Consider the following 20,306-nt stretch of genomic DNA (forward strand, 5'->3'; position numbering starts at 1 on the left):
GCTAACGGATTGATCTTGCTTTGTGCTCACCGTGCGCCCTTCTTTTTTGTTACCACATTAGCGTCCCGTCCCGCTTGAATACCCACCGACGATCCACTCACTTTCTGCTTTTGAGGATGTTCTTTTTTGAAAAGCCCACGCAGGAAGAAAAACAGCACCGTCAGCGCGGTGACGCCAATCCCAGAAAAAATCCATGTAGCGTTCTCTTTGATGTAATCAAGCACTTTATTTTCCAATATCCGAGAAAAACCCTAACGCCGCTCAGCACGCGCGGTTTTGAATTGGAGGCGCAGCCGCAATGTAAAAACCGTTGCTGTGACTGGCATGGTTAGAGCTTTATCGCTCCCAGTTTTCCAACTGCTCCAAGGCATGGTGAATCGTAATCTGGACTCCATAGAGGTTGGAAAACCATTCATCACTTGGACGTGAGGCCGCTGACACTAATAGGTCAGCCCTTGCCTGCATAATGGCTGGCATATATACCGCTTGTTCTGGATGGGTAAGGGCCACGCCCGAGTTTTGCCGTTTTATATCTCGCTCAAGACATGCTTTTAAATTCTTCAAACGTTCACGAGCTTCCGCGATACCCTCCGCAGTCAAGGCAGATGAGCCATCGACTAGCTCCATTAACTCCTCGATTTCAGCATCGTAACTACGAAGGCTCTTACGACACTGATCAAGTGATAGAGAGTAGGTCGACATATGTTTTCCCCTTGCCTCTAACCGCATTTAGGCAGCGCGCTTTATCATTGCAGAAATTTGACTGAATCATTATTACTGACTTTGAGCCATCAATCGCGCTGCACATAAATCGATAAAACAATAGCTTAGTCGAGCATGGCCATCTCTGCCATGAAATCATTTAGCGTCTGCAATTTGCTCCGTCGATCTTACTGGATGAAATCGCTGTGATTAGCTTGGAGGCTCTGGAGGATAGCCCTGACTCGAATGTTCGCTTTTGTTAAGCGGAGTTCAGAGTATGTCCTGGTCGCAAAGCGAACATTCAGATTTTGGGATAATGCCAGCAATGAAAGGCACCCTGACAAGGGCGTCCGTTTGAGGCTGGGGTGTGTCATGTGTATCGGGGTAAGTCCAGATTCCTTCAAACTCTACCGATAGGTAGCCGAGGACTTGAGCACTTCAATTGAACGTGGATAGCCTAACTCTAAGATAAACTTTTTAATCTCCGGAACGGAGGCTGGACATTTCGACCCCAAAACGATCTCGGTAATCCACTCTGGCTCAAAGTCATGTTTACAATACAGCCTTGGAATCCCTGAGACAGGCCTATGATCATAGTGGGATTCAAAAAGCCTTCCTCATACCGCCAAATTTAGTTAGCTTGCGATCAATCTGGTTCGAAATTTATATTGACCATCCGGATAGTATGTGTTTTATTGGTCAAAACACGCACTCACTACCAACAAAAAACGTGGGAGAAAGAACGATGCTTGAACGACAGGATTACGAAGAGTTTCGCAAGGCGGTGAGGCGACTGGCCGAAACAAAAATTCAGCCTCATGCCGCGGACGTTGACGAAAAGAAGCGATTTCCCGAAGAAGCACTTGCGGCATTCAAGGAATTACAACTGATTGCGCTGCCCTTTGATGAAAGTATTGGTGGTCAGTCTGGGGATGTACTGGCCCAATGCATTTGTTTGGAGGAAATCGCCCGTGTCTGTGCCACCTCATCATTAACGCTGATGGTGATCTGGGCCGGGCTTGGTCCGATAGCCTCATTTGGTTCGCCACAGTTGATCGAAGAGGTAATGGAACCGGCCATTAATGGCAATACCGTTGCCTCCATCTGTTTGACCGAAATTCACGGCGGCTCTGATGTCTGGGGTGCTCGCACTCGCGCCCAATACAAGGATGGCCAGTGGGTGCTCAATGGCCAGAAGCGCTATATCACCAATGCCAGCCGCTCCGACTGGTACTCGGTCCTGGCACGTACCGGTGAAAACAGCTTTGGTGTGTTTGCTGTGCATAAATCTGACCCCGGTCTCTCCTTCGGCAAGCTGGAATCGAAGATGGGTGTGCGGGGCAGCCCCACTGCCGATGTAATTTTTGAAGAGTGCCGGGTTGACGATTACCGGCTCCTCGGTGACTCGAAAGAAGGCCGCCAGTACATCACTGATTCACTGGCCTATACCCGGCCGTTAATTGGGGCTCAGGCGCTCGGTATTGCCCAAGGGGCACTTGATGCTGCCATCAAGTACGTTAAGGAGCGGGAGGTTTTTGGCCAGCAAGTGGCACGCTTTCAAATGATCCGCGGCACCATTGGCGACCTGGCAACCGAAATCGAAGCCTCCCGCCAACTACTTTATCGCTCCTGTGAAGCAGTTGAAAACAAAGAGCCTGAGGCCCGCACCCTAGCCTCTATGGCCAAGCTATTTTGCAGCAATGTTGCCATGAAAGTGGCCACCGAGTCCGTACAGCTCCATGGCGGTGCAGGTTATCTGACCGATTTCCCCGTCGAGCGCATGATGCGTGATGCGAAAATTACTCAGATATACGAAGGAACCAGCGAGATCCAGAAATTGATCGTCGCTAAAGCCATGCTTTCAGATTAAGGCGAAAACCATGATTGCCCAGATTAACTACCTGACCAATATCCGCTTAGGCACAGGCGCAATGGCTTCACTGAATGATGAGCTAGCAAACCTGAAAGTAAGCAAGCCGCTGATCATCACCGATGCCGGCATGTCATCAACCGGCCTGCTTGATAAGGCAAAGGCCACTGCCAAGCTCCCCAACAATGTTGCTATTTACGATGGCACACCTGCCAACCCAACTGAAGTGGCGGTGGAAGAGGCCCTGGAAGCTTATCGTTCCAACAATTGCGACAGTATTGTTGCCATCGGAGGAGGCTCCAGTATTGATCTTGCCAAGGCTGTAGCTTTGCTCGCAACCCATAAGCCGCCACTGCGCCAATATGCGGCTATCGATGGTGGCGTTGCCAAAATCGGCCCAACTGTCCCCTTGGTGGCAGTACCCACCACCGCAGGTACCGGCAGCGAAGTAGGCCGGGCATCCCTGATAACGCTGCGGGACGGCCGCAAGCTAGGATTTCTTTCTCCTTACCTGATCCCGGACTTGGCCATTTGCGACCCGGAACTGACACGCTCACTTCCGGCCAACCTAACCGCCGCAACCGGGATGGATGCCATTGCACACTGCGTTGAAACTTACCTGAGTCCCAAGGTTAATCCGCCGGCCGATGCCATTGCGCTGGACGGCCTGCGCCGAGCTTCGAAGTATCTGGTTCGTGCCGTCAACGACGGAACCGATATGGAAGCACGCAGTGAAATGATGATTGCGGCTCTGGAAGGCGCGCTGGCATTCCAGAAGGGTTTGGGGGGAGTGCACTCCATGTCCCACGCTCTTGGTGGCCTGAAGGAGCTTAAACTTCACCATGGCACCCTGAACGCGGTATTGCTGCCCCCGGTATTGCGTTTTAACCAGAGCCATTGCGGTGACAAGTTCGACCACCTCAAGGCCGCCATGGGCCTGCCGGCCGATGCCGATCTGCCAGCTGAATTCGAGCGTCTGAATGCTGAGCTTGGCATGCCAAAGAATCTTCGCGAAATGGGTGTGCCCGACAATGTGCTAGAGGATATGGCCCAGTTTTCCAAGGAAGACCACTCCACCGCCACCAATCCGCGTCCAGCGTCGGCTGAGGACTTCCTCGCCATGCTGAAAGAAACCATGGACTGAAGTTGTGACTGTGAGGAGTCTGATATGACTGGCCAGAATTCGATCCTGAAAGGCACGCGGGTACTGGACCTGACTCGCCTTGCACCAGGCCCATACGGCTCAATGTTGCTGGCGGATATGGGGGCAGAGGTTATTGTTGTTGGCGGCGGTCGCTCCGGCTTACCAATTGACAGCTACCGACGTGGCAAGCGTTTTATAAACCTTGACCTGAAAAGCGAAGAAGGTCTTGATGCCTTCCGCCTGTTGGCTGCCAATGCGGACGTCTTGATGGAAGGTTTTCGTCCTGGTGTTATGCATCGCCTGGGCCTCGGCTATGACGCACTCAGGCAAGACAACCCCAAACTGGTGTACTGCTCGGTGACCGGCTACGGCCAAGATGGTCCACTCGCTCAGGAGGCAGGCCATGACATCAACTATGTTGGTCTTTCTGGCGCCCTTGGTGCCATGGGTCCGCTCGATGGGCCACCAGCACTGCCGCTGAATATTATTGCGGACTTTGCCGCAGGCGGGCTTTACGCTGCCTATTCTATTCTCGGAGCCCTGCTGGAGCGGGAGCGCTCGGGACTAGGCCAGTTCCTGGATGTCGCCATGGTAGATGGCTGTCTTTCCCTGATGACAATGCACTATCCGGACTGGGGTAAACCAGTGCTGCCTTCTCGTGGCAAAGGACTGCTGACCGGAGAGGCTCCTTTCTACCGGTGCTACGTCTGCAACGACGGCAAATACCTAGCGGTCGGGGCTTTGGAAGGCGCATTTTTCACAAATCTGTGGCGGGGGCTGAACCTTGAGCAACCAATGCCAGATCACATGCGCCCGGATACTTGGCCCGCCATGACTGAGCAGTTCGAGCGACTATTCGCCAGCCGGTCCCGGGACGCCTGGGTGAAGCACTTCGAGGGCCGGGATGCCTGCGTTTCACCGGTGTTAGCGCCAGATGAGGTGTTCGAACACCCGCATGTGCAGGCTCGATTTCCTGGCAGCGACAGCTACGCTACTCCGGCTATTCCCCACTATTCCCGAACCCCGACCATGCCGGGTGTTACTGATGGCACGGACGATTCGTATGCGGTCCTCCGAGCGTTAGGTCTGTCAGAAGCGAAGATCAACAAAGCTGTTCCTGAAACCTCGAACGTGACAGGGCTGGAGTGGCCACCGGTTAAACCCAGTCAACCCTGAGGCTGCAGAGCCAAGCCGTCACAACAGCCCATAACAACAAGAACTGGACGGATCACCGTCAGGGTGAACCGGCCAATTACGCAAGACTGAGAGGAGTTCAATAATGAAAACGCTTAAAAACCCTATCAAGGTGGCTATTATTGCCGCCAGCCTAACCCTTGCTGCCGGTAATGCCATGGCCGAGGAAGTAACCTGGAAAATGGCCACGCCCTGGGGCGGTGGTCCCTGGCTGGAGAGGGATGCTAAAGGCTTTGCCAAGAATGTGGAGGACCTTACCGGTGGACGCATAAAAATCAATGTCTTTCCGGGCGGTACGCTTTCCAACCCGCTGAAAGTCACCGAGGCAGTCAACCGCGGTGTTGTTGAGATTGGCCACAACTGGATGGCCTATGACTGGGGCAGGGACCGAACCACTGCGCTGTTTGCTGGCTATGCTGGTTCCCCTACCCCGGAAGGCTATCTGATGTGGCTCTACGAGGGTGGTGGCTTGGAACTTTGGCAAGAGTACCGCGATGAAGAGTTCAATGTGGTGTCTTTCCCCTGCGCGATTATTGGCACGGAAATTTTTCTGCACTCAAATAAGAAAGTTCAGACCCACGAAGACTTCAAGGGTCTGAAGCTTCGCACCTCCGGCGCCTGGGCCGAGATTGCATCAAACCTTGGTGCTTCCACCATTGTGATGCCTGGAGCCGAGGTATATACGTCGCTTGACCGAGGGGTTATCGACGCCACTGAATGGGGCAGCCCGGAAATCAACAAACCGACCGGTTTCACCGATATAGCTAAGTATGTGGTCGTACCCGGCATGCACCAGCCCGGAGGCGTCCTTGAGTGCGAAATCAACAAGGACGTCTGGGCTGGCCTGTCCGAGGAAGACCAGCAGGCGATCGCCACGGCGGCAAGGCTCTCCATGTATGAAAGCTGGAGTGCCGGTGCCAATGCTGATCTCTCCGCATTCAAGGAGATGACCGACGGTGACAATGAAATTGTGCACCTTGATCCGGACTTCATGGCGACAATTGAAGAAGCCACGAACAAGTGGGAAGACGAGCAGGCCAAGGACAATAAGTGGTTTGCCAGGGTGCTTAATTCCCTGAGGGACTTCGAGGGTCAATTGGCAGTCTGGCCCGAGTATCGCTTTCCCATCGGCGGTAAGCAGTAACAACAGGGTGTTACCCGGGCCTCTATTTCTATGCACGAGACCCTACGTTGAAAGAGACACGATGCCCCCGGCCCAAGCCAAATTGCTCCCGGGTCGGGGTCATCGGCAGCAACAAGGCATGCATAATGAAAGTTTTCAGCTTCCTCGGAAAAACTGTGGATGCGTTTTCGAAAGCCGCTGCGCTGATCGGTGCATTGCTGATCGTGCCGCTGATCGGCTCGCTGACCTATGAGGTCGTTAGCCGCTATATCCTGAACTCACCAACAGCCTGGGCCTACGAAATGAGCTACATGTTCATGGGCTCAATTTTTCTATTGGGCATGGCGTACGCGCTGAAGGTCCGCCAACACGTCAACGTAGATCTCTTTTATGCCATTATGCCGCCGCGAGGCAAAGCGACGATGGACACGATTGGTCTGACCGTTTTGTTAGTGGCACTGGTCTGGATTGTTGACGCGTTATTTCTGTATGCGTTGGAGGCCTACGAGTACCAGGAAACCTCCGGAGCTTCAGGCTGGAATCCCGTGATCTGGCCATTCCGAACCGTCTGGGTTGTCGGGTTCGGAATACTAACCGCGCAAACCGCGGTCGAATTGGTACGCTCCATTGCCATTCTAATTAAGGGCGACAAAGAGCCGGGGGTGTGGCATGACTGAATATATCGGATTCTGGATGTTCCCGGTTCTCCTGATTTTCCTTCTGGGTGGTTTTCCCATTGCGTTGTCGATGATCTGCACAGCGTTTATCTTTGGTGTTATTCAGTTCGGCGATGCCGCGTCATTCCAGCTGATTTCCCAGATTGACAGCGTGGCGGGCAATTCGGTACTGGCCGCAGTGCCCCTGTTTGTCTTCATGGGAGCTTTCCTGGAGAAAAGCGGTATTGCATCCAAGTTGCTTGAGGCTATCCATATCTGGACATGGCGACTTCCCGGCGGCATGGCTCTTAGCACCATTATCATGGGTGCCATCTTTGCTGCCATCAGCGGAGTGGTAGGCGCCACAGAGGCCGTGATTGGATTGCTAACCGTCCCGGTTATGCTGAAACACGCCTACGACAAACGGCTGATTTCCGGCACCGTGTGCGCCAGTGGGTCGCTGGGCACAGTAATTCCGCCTTCCATCACAGTGATTGTGCTGGGTCCGGTTGCCAATGTTTCGGTGGGTGAGCTGTTTGCCGGTCTGCTGTTGCCTGGCCTGATCATGGCTGTGCTATTCGGTCTTTACGTAGTTGGTGTTGCCATCGCCAAGCCAGCTATGGCTCCACGCACTATGGAGGGCGGCCCCGAGTACAGCCTTGGGCAGAAACTGCGAATAACTGCAGTAGCGCTAATTCCGCCATCAATACTTATCTTCGCCGTGCTCGGCAGCATCCTCATGGGTATTGCTACACCCACGGAGGCAGCTGCATGGGGTGCGCTGGGAGCGGTTGGTTTATCGGCTATCTATCGCACGTTTACCTGGTCCTTGTTTGGCAACGCCCTCATGAAAACCCTGCTAATAACTACAATGATCCTGCTCATCGTTCTGGGCGGCAGTATGTTTGCGGGGGTGTTCTTTGCCTCAGGTGGGATGTTGGCAATTCAGACCCTGCTGAATGACCTGGGTATCCCAGCCTGGGGTGTGATTGCGCTGATTCTGCTTCTGACATTCGTAGCGGGCTTTGTCCTTGACTTGATTTCGGTGGTGCTGATTGTCATCCCGATTGCCATGCCTTTGGTGCTGAACCTTGGCTTTGACCCGATTTGGTTCTGTATTGCCTTCCTGGTGGTACTGCAAACCAGCTATCTGACTCCACCAATGGCACCGTCAATATTCTATCTTCGAGCAGTGGCGCCGCCGGAGATCACCCTTCGGCATATGTACAGCGGTGTTATTCCGTTCATCGTCCTCCAGATCATAACGTTGGTGGTGGTGCTGGTATTCCCGGAGCTGGCGACCTGGTTGCCAGATGTGCTGCTGGGTTAAGTGGCCGGAGCTAAAACTTTGGAAATAATCCAACCACCGGTGACGATCAGCCACCGGAACATACGAAGGAGATCATTATGACTGTATCAGGACATCAATTGATTGGTCAGACCAGCCACCAGGGCGACCAAGCCGCCCTTGAACCGGTCGACCCGGCTACTGGAAAGCGCCTGGAGCCAGACTTCCCGGGCGCCAGTAGAAAAGATATCGAGCAAGCGTGCAGCTTGGCTCTGGAGGCTTTTGGTGAGTACCGCGAAACTTCTCTGGAAGCACGGGCCAATTTTCTCGAAACTATTGCCACGGAAATCGAGGCTCTCGGCCCCGGACTGATTGAGCGAGCGATGGCTGAAACTGGCCTACCGAAGGGCCGGATTGAAGGTGAGCGCGGTCGTACCTGTGGTCAGCTCCGTTTGTTTGCCTCGGTAGTGCGTGACGGTGAGTGGCTGGACGTTAGGGTGGACCCAGCGCTGCCTGAGCGCCAGCCAATGCCGCGGCTTGACCTGCGCCAGCGACACATTGCTGTGGGGCCAGTTGCGGTTTTCGGGGCTAGTAATTTCCCGCTAGCGTTCTCGGTAGCGGGTGGCGATACTGCTTCAGCGCTGGCAGCAGGCTGCCCGGTGGTGGTCAAGGGCCACCCTGGCCATCCTGGCACATCGGAATTGGTAGGCCGGGCAATCCAACAAGCGGCCAAAGCCTGTCAGATGCCGAATGGCGTATTTTCATTGTTGTTTGGTGTCGGTAACGAGATCGGCCAGGCTCTGGTGGCGAACCCCTGCATCCAGGCGGTTGGCTTTACAGGATCGCGGCGTGGCGGGTTAGCCCTGGCAGCGATTGCGCAGCAGCGCAGCGTACCGATTCCGGTGTTCGCTGAAATGAGCAGTATTAACCCGGTATTCATCCTGCCAGAAGCCGTTGCGGCCCGTACTGGTAGCCTTGCCAAGGAATTCGCAGTATCCCTTAGTATGGGTGCAGGTCAATTCTGCACCAACCCGGGGCTGATCATTGGCTGTCGTGGCAAAGCCCTTGAAGCCTTCAAACAAGCTGCCACGGATGCTGTCGCGCAAGCGGATGCTCAGACCATGCTGACATCGGATATTCATGCAGCCTATACGCAGGGTATTGAGCGTTTATCCGGCAATGCCAACGTCCAGTGTCTAGCGAGTGGAGAGGAAGGCGTAGTCTCGAACGCCTGCCAACCCCGTTTATTTACCGCCCATGCCAGCGACTTTCTCATAGATGAAACATTGCAACAGGAGGTTTTTGGGGCCGCGTCCTTGATTATCGAGTGTGAGGGACTGGAGGAGATGCAGCGCGTTGCCGAGAGCCTCGAAGGACAGCTCACAGCCACTCTGCACATGGATGAGGGCGACATGGGGGCTGCGCAATCACTACTCCCAATATTGGAAACGAAGGTTGGCCGGATATTGGTCAATGGCTGGCCGACAGGTGTAGAAGTCTGCCATGCCATGGTTCATGGGGGGCCTTTCCCGGCCACCTCTGATAGCCGCACCACATCGGTAGGCAGCGCGGCTATTCGACGCTTTCTCCGGCCTGTATGTTATCAGAATTTCCCCGACGCCCTGCGCCCGCATGCCCTGAAGGAGGCAAACCCTTATAGGCTACACCGCTTGTTGGATGGTGAGCGGGAAGCATAGATGTGACAAGCTAGGGTGATGGGCCCGGCCGCTAGAGCGTGCCGAGCAGATAAAAAGCACGATTTAGCGGCACTTTCCATTTACTGTATTATATACGAATGAACCTGTGCGCAAGCTGGAAACCATTTATTCGAGAGTTTGAATTCATTTAGGAAACAAAGTTGACTAAGACGGGCAAGAAACTTAACAAGAACGAAATATCTCGTGAACGCAGCATGAATCGGTTGATACAGGCTGCATTCGAATTGTTTGTGATACGCGGATACCATGCCACCAGCCTGGAGGCTATTTCATCAAAAGCCGGCCTCACTAAAGGCTCGGTTTATTTTTACTTTGGCAGCAAGGAAAAGCTGATCCTGCACATGTTTGAAGTTCTTCGTGAGGATCTTGTGGATGGTCTGGTGGCCACTCTGAGAAATCCTGTCGGCAGCCATGTGGACCGCATCATCCGCTATATCCACAAGGGTGCTGATTTTGGCGCGGAACGGCCCAACGAGCTGCTCTTCATGATCCAGATAGCCATCGAATTCGCTCGCCAGGAGAATGTCATCGCCGCGGCAATCAGGGAGCTATACGGAGATGTACACGCCGCTGTCGAGGCGGTGGTCAGCGAGGCCCAGGCCGTTGGTTCGATGTCGTCAGACATTGACGCACGCTCGTTCGCCTCCATGATCGTGGCGGTCCACGATGGCATGATGCTGGAGTGGCACCTGCGTGGCGCTGAAATTAGCGGCCCCGATCTGGTCAAAAATGTGCGGCGCATGTTGTTGCACGGTATCGGTTAAGCTATCCCATTGGGTTTACCTAATGCTGTTTATCTCTGGGAGATAAGCTCCTTTAGGCTGACGCCGGCGCCTTTGCGGTCCCAGGTGCTGATTTGAATGCCGCGCTGTGATAGCTGCTTTTTCTTCACCTTGTTGGTGGGTGTTCTCGGTAGTTCGTCGATGATTTCTATATAGCGTGGCACCATGAAATGGGGCAGTGCGCGTGCCAGGAAACTCAACAGCGCCGGTGGTTCAACTACTGCGTCCTCCATGGTTACGATATAAACCAGAATATCGTCGTCGTTCTCATAGCCCGACGGAACACCCACCGCCACGCATTCCTTCACACCAGGAAAGTCAGCCACTGCAGCTTCGATATCAAACGAGGAGATATTCTCGGCCCGGCGGCGGATACGGTCGCCTTTGCGATCGATGTAGAACATGTTGCTGTTGCTATCCCTGACGGCGATATCTCCGGTATGAAACCAAAGGTTTCGCCATGCGTTCACGGTTTCTTCCGGCATACCCATGTAGCACAACATGGTAGTCCAGGGGTGCCTGGACCTGACCACAATTTCACCTGCGGTGCCGTCCGGTACCGGACGGTCTGTTTCCGGATCGACGACTTCCACGTCATACCATTCCGTTAGTACTTTGCCGCAGGAGCCAGCAACCGCGGGGGATTGCCGTGACGTCCAACATGGGCAGCCAACTTCACTCATACCCCACATTTCGATACCCTTGACGCCAAACCGCTCCAGAAAGGCATCACCATGACGTTTGGGCAATGGGCAGCACATCAAACGGGTAAGAACGTTATCTGAATCTTCGGACCGTGGCGGCTCTGCCTGGATCATTTCTATCATCGGTCCATGGGCAATACTGATGGTTGCTCCACTTTCCCGGATGCGATCCAGCCAACGTTTAGCGTCAAACTTTCGGTCGAGAACCAGTGTTCCGCCGGCGGCAAAGATGGCGAGTACTCCCATGAACTTACCGGCAATGTGAAACAGAGGGTGGGCGCTGTAGAACACGTCAGACGCGGTCATGTCTGTTTCCCCTGCGGTGGTGTTAGCCAACAGGCAGACATGGCCATGGGGCATCACCACGCCCTTGGCGGGACCAGTGGTGCCAGATGTGAACACCACAGACGCTGCATCGGAGGGCTGAATCTCTGGCCAAGGCTGCTTCAATAGTGTTGGCTTGGCGATGAGATCTTGGTGATGCCTTACGCGGATATTCCCTTTTGCCTCAAATGCTTTGACCAGTTCGCTAGGACCAGTTTCCGTGTTGTCGATAACGACAATCTGCCGGAGGCAGGAAAAGTTCCAAGTCAGTTCCGTAATACACGGCATTAAATCAGCATCGCTGACAATCAGGCTGGGTTTGGCCAGGTTGAGGACATGGGCCAAAGAGTTACCGCGATAGCCGGTATTCGCCGACACATCGACCGCGCCAACCAGCGCTGCAGCCATCCATGCGTGCAATGCGGCAATACTGTTGGCAGCAAATATCAGGATACGATCACCGGGCTCAATACCTACCTGAAGGAAATGCGCTGCTAGCGCCTCCGCATGGGCCATAAACTGGCCATAAGTCTCTTGATTACCCGAGACCTCGCGGGCAAAAACTGCATCGGGTGAGGCCTCCAAGCGCCGTGCAGCCACTTTGGGTAATGTCCACTCAGAGAGCGAATCGGGAATCGCGAATGCAGGTAATTGTTCATTTAGAACCATAAAGCGTCTCCGGCTATCAAGGCGTGCCTTGAGAAATAAATTAACGATCAGTACTTGTCAAACTGGCTTGTGTATATTAATTAAATACTATACGGTCAGTAAGTAAAATGGAATGATGGAGGAAGCCAATGAAACCACTTTCTGGGGTCACCGTGCTAGAGCTTGGCATGGTTATGCAGGTGCCACTTGCCGGGCAGATGCTTGGGGATTACGGCGCCGACGTGATTAAGATTGAACGGCCGCCCCGAGGCGATATTATGCGGGACCTCGACGAGGTCGGCACCGCCCGCGAAGATATGAGCTGCTATTACGCTGCGGTTGGTTGTAATAAGCGGACCCTGTGCCTCGACCTCAAGCAGGATGAAGGCCGAGAAGTCCTTGGCAAGCTGATTGATAAAGCCGACGTGCTGATTCATAACTTTCGGCCCGGTGCCATGGAGCGACTCGGCTTTGGTTACGAGGAAGTTTCTAAGCGCAATCCCCGGCTGGTGTATGCGGTTGGTTACGCCTTTGGCGCAAAGGGCCCGTTATCAGGTATGCCGGGCCAGGATATGCTGGCGCAGTCTCTCAGCGGCTTTGCCATGAATGGGGTTGAGTCCGGTGGCCGTCCCCGTCTTACTGCCACTCCTACGGTCGACTATGCCACTGCGGCATCGTTATCTCAGGGGGTGCTGGCGGCACTTTTGGGACGGGAACGCACCGGTAAAGGTGACTTGGTAACTACTTCTCTGTTTGATGTCGCCATTGCCATGCAACTGCTGGAAACCTCCAGCCGAGCACTTTACAACTACCGCACCGACTGGGTTCAGTACGCCATGATCTTCAAGACCTCGGACGGCTGGATCACTGTTCTCACTCTGTTTCGGGACAACCCACTGCAACTCATGTGCATGGCGTTTGGCGAAGACGACATGAGCGCGGATCCACTGCTCGCCAACTCCACTCTACAACGTAAGCATGCCGACATAGTTCAGGAAAAATTCGGGCCGGTGATGGAACGCTATACCACCGATGAATGTGTAAAGCGATTATCGAAAACCGACATCCTGTGTGCCCCGGTGATGGATCTGGACGACACCTTGAAACATCCGCAAACCCTGCAGAACGATATTTTGCGGGAGGTGGACATACCTGGCCATGGATCAGTCCAACTGGTTGGCAATCCGGTAAAACTGGCCGGCCAGGGTAAAGAAATGCCACGGCCACCCGCCGCTCTGGGCGAATTTTCAAGTGAGATTCTGAGTGACTTTGGCTACTCCGAAAACGAGATCAGAGACTTCCAGGAACGCGGAGTTATTACCTGATTGGCAATCAAACACAATTAAGAGGGGCACTAATTCATGAACGTCAAATCAACATACGGCAATGACGAAAAGCGCTTGTTTGACCAAACCATTGAAGGTCTGGTGGAGCGGGCGCGTCTCACTCTGAAAAAACAATTAACTGGGTTTCCCCACTACGCCGACACGAAGACCGGAGAGTGGACTACCACGGAAGATGGTTTCTGGACGGGGGGCTTCTGGCCCGGTGTACTCTGGTTGAGCGGTCATTATTCTGGCGATTCATCACTCTGGCAAGCGGCCGAGGAGTGGGTAGAGCGCCTTGAGCCGAGGGTTGACTCCGATTCGGTATTTCGGGGCTTCCTGTTCTATTTTGGGTGCTCTGTTGGGGCAGATCTTGCGGGTAGCAGGAAAGCCAAGACACTGGCGTTAGCTGCGGCCAGTAGCCTGTACGCTACTTTTCGCCCAAATATCGGTCTGATGCCCTTGGGCACAGCGGCGGAAGAGGCCCACACCGTCGGCGAGAACGAAACCAACATCGACAGCCTATCAGCCAGCCTAGTACTTGCCTGGGCTGCGGAGAAGACTGGTGACGATAAATTCAGGGATGTGGCAATCCGCCATGCCCTGACTAACGCTGACTTTTGTGTGCGCGAGGATGGCTCAGTATGCCAATCCGCTAGCTTTGACAACCAGACCGGGAAGTTGATCAAAACCTATACCCATAAGGGCTACGGCCCGAACTCTACCTGGGGCCGTGCTCAGGCTTGGGCTATGATGAGCTACGCTTATCTATCGGAACTGTATCCGGAGAATCGTGAAATCCGTGACTACGCCGAAAAAGTCTGCGGATGGTGGACTCAGAATGTACCCGATGACGGGGTGGCCTACTGGGATTTCGATGCGCCCCAGGAAGCCGACACTCCGAAGGACACCTCTGCCACCTCCATCGCCTGCTATGCCCTGCTGACACTGGCTACCGTCCTTGATGACCGCGAAACCGCGCAGGATTATCAACGCAAGGCTCGTAACACCGTCAAGACCCTTTGTCGTGACTATGTTGTGGCCGCGCCAGGGAGCACTGGTACCATCCCGCCCGCTATGCTAACACGAGGCTGCTTCGACCCAATGCGCGGTGTCGCCATTGAGCATGAGCTGATCTGGGGCGACTACTTTCTGCTGCACTGTTTGGGTATACTGACCGGTCGGTTATCTACCAACAAACCAGATGAATAATGACGGCATCAAGGCCTGGGTGTTCAGCTTCCGGGCCTTCTGCTGACTATCCGGGAACTGATTCTGAAACTGAGCAATATCGAGACCTACCTTTGAATATAGCAGGTCAGGGGCTGTGATGGCCCTATCGGGTTTCTCGAAAAACACCTTGCCAAGGTGATGGCGCTCCAAAACATGCGGAACTTGAGGAATGTGCATATTCTGACCCATCATGAACACCCATTCCGGCTGAAGATGAATACTTTTCAGGATTTTCCGGAATCGGTGTTCACGTTCAACCAGAATTAGTCTTGGAATATTGTCCATTCAACCGTTTGCTACCCTGGTTCCTTTTTGTAGGAACCAGGGTCACCCCCTCTGGCAGGATAGTTGGTCTGCATACTATGGTCTTCCGTCGCGGCATCATCGGTGAGCTACATCGGCTGGTCAATCGAAAAAAGGGTTGAAAACCATGCGTGTTATTTCTACACAGGAGGTAGCCGGCGCACTGGCATGGCCGGCACTGATCGAGCGGCTGGCAACCACCTTCCGCGAAGGCGTGGAATCGCCACCCAGACACCATCACGCTATGCACCGCTCCGACGGTGAGGCCACCATGCTCCTGATGCCGGCCTGGGATGAGGCAGGTTACATCGGCATGAAAATGGTCAACGTGTTCCCCCAGAATGCCAACGCCGGCCTGCCCGCTATTTCGGGTCTGTACATTCTCTGCGAGGGCCAGCATGGCACGCCGCTCGCCTGTATTGACGGCAGCGCCCTGACCAGCCGGCGGACCGCAGCGGCCTCAGCCCTGGCCGCCCGGGAACTGGCACGGCAGGACGCCGCATCGTTACTGGTGGTCGGCACCGGCAAACTGGCGCCAATGCTGATTGAAGCACACGCGGCCGTTCGCCCCATCCACACCGTGCGGATCTGGGGCCGAAATCCGGACAAGGCAGAAGCCCTGGCAGAAAAATTCAGAGATCGATTCGACTGCCAGGCGGTAACCGATCTGGAAACCGCAGTGCCAGAGGCAGACATCATCAGCTGCGCAACCCTGTCAACTGAACCGCTGATCCAGGGGGAATGGCTGAAACCTGGCAGCCACCTGGATCTGGTGGGCGCATTCCGGCCAACCATGCGGGAAACCGACAGCCATTGCCTGGCCCGCAGCGAGGTCTTTGTCGACACCTACGCTGGCGCCCTCGGCGAGGGGGGCGACATCCTCCAGGCCATGGATGAAGGAAAGTTCAATGAAACCGATCTGCGTGCCGAGCTGGCTGAGCTGCTGCGCGGCGAAAAACCGGGACGCACCGCCGATGAGGCCATCACCCTGTTCAAATCTGTGGGTGCCTCGCTGGAAGACCTGGCCGCCGCCATCGAAGTGTGGGAAGCCCTCAACGCAACGTGACAATGTCGTTCCGCTTAGCGAATGCCCAAAAAGTTCTTTCGAGTCTATTGATCGAGGATATCGATGATTTTGCGCGTATCCTTGATGATCGTGTAGACACGATCTTCAACCTCTACTCGCTGACGATCTCGGTCAATCGTCCACAGTGAAGGGGATGTTGGTAAATCACGATCCTCAAAAAAGTTATCAAACATAATAGAGAGTACCGATGGACTGCGGCTAAAACCTGACGACACTCTGGTCTGTGAACTGCCGTACTTCGAGAAGATTATAGACGTGGCGGAGAGTTTTTTCAGAACAGCTGACGCCTCATTCGAAGTATTCAAAGCATATAACAATTCAAGTCAGAAGGACGCGCTAAAGCGCGTCTCTGCTTGAGGCGTTAAATCGAGCAATTTGCTCTTTGAAGCACTGTCTAGGTTGCCCTAAATGACCGGACTCGGCGCGGCAAAAAGGTCTGCTTTCCAATGGAAGCGTGGATCTTTAAAAAGGATTTACGAATGTTCGCTTTTGTTTAAAAGTGGACCTATTGAGAACCCCCTAACTAGGCCGGAAACTGCTCCCGTGTTTGATTGGCAATCCGAACCAGAACCAGCATCAATGGCACCTCCACAAGCACACCAACCACCGTCGCCAGCGCAGCCCCGGATTGCAGACCGAATAGCGCAATGGCCGCCGCGACTGCCAGCTCGAAGAAATTACTGGCACCGATCATGGCGCCCGGCGCTGCGATGCAGTGACGGACGTTCCACAGCCGTGCCCAGCCGTAAGCCAGGAAGAAAATCAGGAAGGTCTGCACAATCAGCGGCACAGCAATCAGCACGATATGCAGCGGATTGTTCAGGATAACTTCGCCCTGGAACGCAAATAGCAGTACCAGGGTGACGATCAGTGCTGCCGGGGTGACCGGCCCAAGGCGCTTCATGAACACCTCGTCGTACCAGGCTTGTCCCCGCCTTGAGATCAGGGCCCGGCGCGTGAGGTAGCCGGCGGTCAGTGGGATGATGATGTACAGCACCACAGATAGAATCACCGTGTCCCAGGGTACCTGAATGTCGGAGATGCCCAGCAGTAACACCACGACAGGCGCAAAAGCGAAGAGCATGATGATGTCGTTCAGGGACACCTGCACCAGGGTATAGGCCGCATCGCCTTTGGTGAGGTAACTCCAGACAAACACCATGGCGGTGCAGGGTGCCGCGCCCAGGAGGATTGCTCCGGCCAGGTACTCATTTGCCAATCCGGGGGCGATCAGCGGCTCGAACACGACCATCAGGAAAAACCAGGCAATAGCGAACATGGTGAACGGCTTGATCAGCCAGTTCACGATGGTGGTGATGGCGAGGCCTTTTGGTTCCTTGCGCACGCCCACCACCGTGCTGAAATCGATCTGGGCCATCATCGGGAAGATCATGGCCCAGATCAGAATGGCGATAGGGATCGACACCTGAGCATATTCGAAGCGGGCCAGAGTTTCCGGTACCGAGGGCGCCAGTTGGCCGAGGGTTACGCCGGCGATGATGGCCAAGGCGACCCAGATGGACAGGAACCTTCCGAACAAATCCATGCCACCGCTGGTGTCTTCGTTAGTCACTTCCGTATGGGCGCTCATGATCTACCCCTTACATGGACCGTTGATTGACGCGTTTTGAAACTTCATCGGCGCTTTCCACTCGCTCGGAATAGCGGTCCGTCAGGTAATCGCTACGGTCCCGAATCAGCAGGGTGAACTTCACCAGTTCCTCCATCACGTCCACGATGCGGTTGTAATAGGGGGAGGGCATCATACGATCGTGCTCATCGAATTCCGTAAACGCCTTGGGTACCGACGACTGGTTGGGGATCGTCACCATCCGCATCCAGCGCCCGAGTACTCGCAACTGGTTCACCGCATTGAATGACTGGGACCCTCCACACACCTGCATCACCGCCAGGGTTTTGCCCTGAGTCGGGCGCATGCCGCCGATGGATAGGGGAATCCAGTCGATCTGGGTTTTCATGATGCCGGTCATCGCGCCGTGGCGCTCTGGCGAGCACCACACCATGCCTTCCGACCACTGGGCCAGCTCCCGCAATTCCTGAACCTTGGGGTGGGACGCGTCTTCGGCATCGGCGAGGGGCAGGCCGCGGGGGTCGAATACACGGGTTTCTGAACCCATGGCTTGCAACAACCGAGCGGCTTCCTCAACGGCTAGACGGCTGAACGAGCGCTCCCGCAGTGAGCCGTACAGCAACAGTATCCTTGGCGGATGTGAAGAAGGGGGTGTTGCAAAAACTTGCTCTTCAGTTGGTTTGCGGAACTGGTCCCGGTCGATATTGGGGAGGTTATGGGCGCTCATTGTAATGAAAGGGTCCTTTACTCGTTAAAATCTTCCGGATATTATGCAACAAAATAGATATGCATGAAAACGAATATATGGGAATCTGCATATGAAGCGTCGCGTTTTGTTCGTTTGCACCGCTAACAGTGCCCGCTCATTGATGGCGGAAGCCCTGTTGCGGGAAATGGCTGGTGACCAGTTTGAAGTGGCGAGTGCCGGCACTGAGCCTGACAAGCCTCACCCAATGGCGCTTCAGGTACTCTCGGAGGCGGGCTTTTCCGTCGATGGTTTGCAGAGTAAATCGTTGGCAGGCGTCGAACGTGAGCATTGGGATTATGTGATCACCCTTTGCGAAAAAGCCGCCAACGAGTGCGGCAATGTCTGTCAGCCTGCCCAGCAGATCGCCTGGGACTTCCCGGACCCAGTGCCAAGCGGGCGTCACGCCACCTTTGCACTGACCCTCAAGGAAATCCGCGAGCGTATTGGCCTGTTTACTCTGGTGCACAGGAAAGAAACCGGCATGAAGCCGATGGACTTTAATCCGGTGACGGTGTTCAAGGCGTTGGGTGACGAGCTTCGCCTGGCTGCGCTGATGCTGGTTCGGCAGGAGGCGAAACTGTGTGTGTGTGAACTTACGGCCGCCCTCGATATTTCCCAGCCCAAGGCCAGTCGGCACCTGGCTACCCTGCGGCAGGCGGGCCTGCTGGATGCAGAGCGCCAGGGTCAGTGGATGTACTATTCCCTGAATCCCCGGATGCCGCAGTGGCTGTCGCGGGTTCTGGATGAAACCGCCGATAGCAATCCCGCCCTGATTGCGTCGGAACTTGAGCGGTTATCGGCCATGCCCGACAGGCCGGTTGTGCAGTGTATTTAATGGATAACGCTTTCTGGAGCACATCATGAGCAAGATCAAAGTCGGAATAAATGGATTCGGCCGAATCGGTCGCCTGGCTCTCAGAGCAGCCTGGCAGTGGCCGGAGATGGAATTTGTAGCAATTAACGATCCAGGCGCCGATGCCGAGACGCTGGCGCATCTGCTGAACTTCGACAGTATTCATGGCCGCTGGGATCACGAAGCGGGTGTAAACGGCGACGGTATCGTTGTCGAGGGCAAATCGGTTCGCGTCACCCGCAACAAAACCATTGGGGAGACCGACTGGTCTGGCTGTGATCTGGTGATTGAAGCCAGCGGCAAGATGAAAAAAGTGGACGTGCTCCAGGCGTATCTCGATCAGGGCGTCAAACGCGTGGTGGTGACGGCACCGGTGAAAGAAGCTGGAACCAAAAACATTGTGGTGGGCGTGAACGACGGCATTTTTGACCCGGCCAACGACCGCATTGTCACTGCCGCTTCCTGCACCACCAACTGCCTTGCGCCGGTGGTGAAGGTCATCCACGAGAAGCTGGGTATCAAGCATGGTTCCATCACGACGATCCATAGCCTGACCAACACCCAAACCATCATCGATGCGCCCCATAAGGACCTGCGTCGGGCCCGCGCCTGTGGTAGTTCCCTGATTCCAACCAGCACCGGGTCCGCCACCGCGATTATCGAAATTTTTCCAGAGCTGAAGGGGCGCCTGGATGGCCATGCCGTTCGGGTGCCACTGACGAATGCTTCGCTGACCGACTGCGTATTCGAGGTGGAAACACCCACGGATCGCGATACCGTAAACCAGTTGCTGAAAGAGGCCGCTGAGGGCGATCTGAAAAACATTCTGGGCTACGAAGAGCGCCCTCTGGTGTCTATCGATTACCAGACCGACCCCCGCTCCTCCATTGTCGACGCCCTTTCCACCATGGTGGTGAATGGCACCCAGGTGAAAATCTACGCCTGGTACGACAACGAATGGGGCTATGCCAACCGCACTGCGGAACTGGCGCGCCGGGTAGGCTCTGCCTGAT

General features: G+C 54.8%; 19 protein-coding genes. 13 read left to right on the forward strand and 6 right to left on the reverse strand.

Annotated features, from left to right (window positions below; genetic code table 11):
* Positions 1 to 26: 26 nt before the first annotated feature.
* Both MDG893_RS11050 and MDG893_RS11055 read right to left on the reverse strand, forming a co-directional pair.
* Entirely contained in the window at positions 27 to 224 is a 198-nt protein-coding gene (locus MDG893_RS11050) for a hypothetical protein (protein ID WP_040474524.1), read from the reverse strand.
* Between the two features lie 112 nt (positions 225 to 336).
* Positions 337 to 702: a hypothetical protein gene (locus tag MDG893_RS11055; RefSeq protein WP_007153869.1), complete on the reverse strand. Its 366-nt coding sequence runs from the start codon at positions 700 to 702 to the stop codon at positions 337 to 339.
* A gap of 565 nt (positions 703 to 1,267) precedes the next feature.
* Between MDG893_RS11055 and MDG893_RS11060 the strand changes: the two genes are divergently transcribed.
* From MDG893_RS11060 to MDG893_RS11095, 8 genes are all read left to right on the forward strand, one after another.
* Entirely contained in the window at positions 1,268 to 2,572 is a 1,305-nt protein-coding gene (locus tag MDG893_RS11060; RefSeq protein ID WP_208855195.1) for an acyl-CoA dehydrogenase family protein, read from the forward strand.
* A 13-nt stretch (positions 2,573 to 2,585) separates the two neighbouring features.
* Entirely contained in the window at positions 2,586 to 3,716 is a 1,131-nt protein-coding gene (locus MDG893_RS11065) for an iron-containing alcohol dehydrogenase (protein ID WP_167319394.1), read from the forward strand.
* 24 nt (positions 3,717 to 3,740) lie between these two features.
* Positions 3,741 to 4,892, forward strand: coding sequence for a CaiB/BaiF CoA transferase family protein (locus MDG893_RS11070; protein WP_007153872.1), 1,152 nt, complete (start codon positions 3,741 to 3,743; stop codon positions 4,890 to 4,892).
* A 103-nt stretch (positions 4,893 to 4,995) separates the two neighbouring features.
* A complete protein-coding gene (gene dctP / locus MDG893_RS11075) occupies positions 4,996 to 6,054 on the forward strand; it encodes a TRAP transporter substrate-binding protein DctP (protein ID WP_007153873.1) in 1,059 nt (352 codons plus the stop codon).
* 125 nt (positions 6,055 to 6,179) lie between these two features.
* Complete coding sequence (locus tag MDG893_RS11080) at positions 6,180 to 6,710, forward strand: TRAP transporter small permease subunit (protein ID WP_007153874.1); 531 nt, start codon at positions 6,180 to 6,182, stop codon at positions 6,708 to 6,710.
* Entirely contained in the window at positions 6,703 to 8,019 is a 1,317-nt protein-coding gene (locus tag MDG893_RS11085; RefSeq protein ID WP_007153875.1) for a TRAP transporter large permease, read from the forward strand. The genes MDG893_RS11080 and MDG893_RS11085 overlap by 8 nt, the downstream gene beginning before the upstream one ends.
* Before the next feature lie 77 nt (positions 8,020 to 8,096).
* Entirely contained in the window at positions 8,097 to 9,674 is a 1,578-nt protein-coding gene (locus tag MDG893_RS11090) for an aldehyde dehydrogenase (NADP(+)) (protein WP_007153876.1), read from the forward strand.
* A gap of 215 nt (positions 9,675 to 9,889) precedes the next feature.
* Positions 9,890 to 10,459, forward strand: coding sequence for a TetR/AcrR family transcriptional regulator (locus tag MDG893_RS11095; protein ID WP_157132821.1), 570 nt, complete (start codon positions 9,890 to 9,892; stop codon positions 10,457 to 10,459).
* Between the two features lie 29 nt (positions 10,460 to 10,488).
* Here MDG893_RS11095 and MDG893_RS11100 read toward each other — a convergent pair whose 3' ends face one another.
* A complete protein-coding gene (locus tag MDG893_RS11100) occupies positions 10,489 to 12,174 on the reverse strand; it encodes an AMP-binding protein (RefSeq protein WP_007153878.1) in 1,686 nt (561 codons plus the stop codon).
* Between the two features lie 128 nt (positions 12,175 to 12,302).
* On the opposite strand from MDG893_RS11100, the gene MDG893_RS11105 reads away from it, so the two are divergent.
* Positions 12,303 to 13,478 (forward strand): CaiB/BaiF CoA transferase family protein, encoded by a 1,176-nt coding sequence (locus tag MDG893_RS11105; RefSeq protein ID WP_007153879.1) that lies wholly within the window; start codon positions 12,303 to 12,305, stop codon positions 13,476 to 13,478.
* Between the two features lie 36 nt (positions 13,479 to 13,514).
* Complete coding sequence (locus MDG893_RS11110) at positions 13,515 to 14,690, forward strand: glycoside hydrolase family 88 protein (RefSeq protein WP_007153880.1); 1,176 nt, start codon at positions 13,515 to 13,517, stop codon at positions 14,688 to 14,690.
* Here the strand turns inward: MDG893_RS11110 and MDG893_RS11115 are convergent.
* The gene (locus MDG893_RS11115) at positions 14,664 to 14,996 is read right to left on the reverse strand and encodes a hypothetical protein (RefSeq protein ID WP_007153881.1); all 333 of its coding nucleotides are present in this window, start codon (positions 14,994 to 14,996) and stop codon (positions 14,664 to 14,666) included. The genes MDG893_RS11110 and MDG893_RS11115 overlap by 27 nt on opposite strands.
* Before the next feature lie 145 nt (positions 14,997 to 15,141).
* Here MDG893_RS11115 and lhpI point away from each other — a divergent pair, with 145 nt between their 5' ends.
* Positions 15,142 to 16,080, forward strand: coding sequence for a bifunctional Delta(1)-pyrroline-2-carboxylate/Delta(1)-piperideine-2-carboxylate reductase (lhpI, locus tag MDG893_RS11120; protein ID WP_007153882.1), 939 nt, complete (start codon positions 15,142 to 15,144; stop codon positions 16,078 to 16,080).
* Between the two features lie 544 nt (positions 16,081 to 16,624).
* On the opposite strand, the gene arsB is transcribed toward lhpI, so the two are convergent.
* Together arsB and arsH are read right to left on the reverse strand one after the other, a co-directional pair.
* Positions 16,625 to 17,692 (reverse strand): ACR3 family arsenite efflux transporter, encoded by a 1,068-nt coding sequence (gene arsB, locus MDG893_RS11125; protein WP_007153884.1) that lies wholly within the window; start codon positions 17,690 to 17,692, stop codon positions 16,625 to 16,627.
* 10 nt (positions 17,693 to 17,702) lie between these two features.
* Positions 17,703 to 18,419 carry an arsenical resistance protein ArsH gene (gene arsH, locus MDG893_RS11130; protein ID WP_007153885.1) on the reverse strand — a complete coding sequence of 239 codons (717 nt, stop codon included), beginning with the start codon at positions 18,417 to 18,419 and terminating at the stop codon, positions 17,703 to 17,705.
* A gap of 91 nt (positions 18,420 to 18,510) precedes the next feature.
* On the opposite strand from arsH, the gene MDG893_RS11135 reads away from it, so the two are divergent.
* Positions 18,511 to 19,275, forward strand: a complete 765-nt coding sequence (locus MDG893_RS11135) for a metalloregulator ArsR/SmtB family transcription factor (RefSeq protein ID WP_007153886.1) — start codon at positions 18,511 to 18,513, stop codon at positions 19,273 to 19,275.
* A gap of 25 nt (positions 19,276 to 19,300) precedes the next feature.
* Positions 19,301 to 20,305, forward strand: coding sequence for an ArsJ-associated glyceraldehyde-3-phosphate dehydrogenase (locus MDG893_RS11140; protein WP_007153887.1), 1,005 nt, complete (start codon positions 19,301 to 19,303; stop codon positions 20,303 to 20,305).
* Position 20,306 lies beyond the last annotated feature (1 nt).

This window comes from Marinobacter algicola DG893 (assembly GCF_000170835.1).
Classification (GTDB): domain Bacteria; phylum Pseudomonadota; class Gammaproteobacteria; order Pseudomonadales; family Oleiphilaceae; genus Marinobacter; species Marinobacter algicola.

Excerpts from the sequence above, each read along its gene's own strand:
- MDG893_RS11055 (WP_007153869.1), bottom strand. The coding sequence starts at position 702 with ATGTCGACCTACTCTCTATCACTTGATCAGTGTCGTAAGAGCCTTCGT.
- MDG893_RS11070 (WP_007153872.1), top strand. The coding sequence starts at position 3,741 with ATGACTGGCCAGAATTCGATCCTGAAAGGCACGCGGGTACTGGACCTG.
- dctP (WP_007153873.1), top strand. The coding sequence starts at position 4,996 with ATGAAAACGCTTAAAAACCCTATCAAGGTGGCTATTATTGCCGCCAGC.
- MDG893_RS11080 (WP_007153874.1), top strand. The coding sequence starts at position 6,180 with ATGAAAGTTTTCAGCTTCCTCGGAAAAACTGTGGATGCGTTTTCGAAA.
- MDG893_RS11085 (WP_007153875.1), top strand. The coding sequence starts at position 6,703 with ATGACTGAATATATCGGATTCTGGATGTTCCCGGTTCTCCTGATTTTC.
- MDG893_RS11090 (WP_007153876.1), top strand. The coding sequence starts at position 8,097 with ATGACTGTATCAGGACATCAATTGATTGGTCAGACCAGCCACCAGGGC.
- MDG893_RS11095 (WP_157132821.1), top strand. The coding sequence starts at position 9,890 with ATGAATCGGTTGATACAGGCTGCATTCGAATTGTTTGTGATACGCGGA.
- MDG893_RS11100 (WP_007153878.1), bottom strand. The coding sequence starts at position 12,174 with ATGGTTCTAAATGAACAATTACCTGCATTCGCGATTCCCGATTCGCTC.
- MDG893_RS11105 (WP_007153879.1), top strand. The coding sequence starts at position 12,303 with ATGAAACCACTTTCTGGGGTCACCGTGCTAGAGCTTGGCATGGTTATG.
- MDG893_RS11110 (WP_007153880.1), top strand. The coding sequence starts at position 13,515 with ATGAACGTCAAATCAACATACGGCAATGACGAAAAGCGCTTGTTTGAC.
- MDG893_RS11115 (WP_007153881.1), bottom strand. The coding sequence starts at position 14,996 with ATGGACAATATTCCAAGACTAATTCTGGTTGAACGTGAACACCGATTC.
- lhpI (WP_007153882.1), top strand. The coding sequence starts at position 15,142 with ATGCGTGTTATTTCTACACAGGAGGTAGCCGGCGCACTGGCATGGCCG.
- arsB (WP_007153884.1), bottom strand. The coding sequence starts at position 17,692 with ATGAGCGCCCATACGGAAGTGACTAACGAAGACACCAGCGGTGGCATG.
- arsH (WP_007153885.1), bottom strand. The coding sequence starts at position 18,419 with ATGAGCGCCCATAACCTCCCCAATATCGACCGGGACCAGTTCCGCAAA.
- MDG893_RS11135 (WP_007153886.1), top strand. The coding sequence starts at position 18,511 with ATGAAGCGTCGCGTTTTGTTCGTTTGCACCGCTAACAGTGCCCGCTCA.
- MDG893_RS11140 (WP_007153887.1), top strand. The coding sequence starts at position 19,301 with ATGAGCAAGATCAAAGTCGGAATAAATGGATTCGGCCGAATCGGTCGC.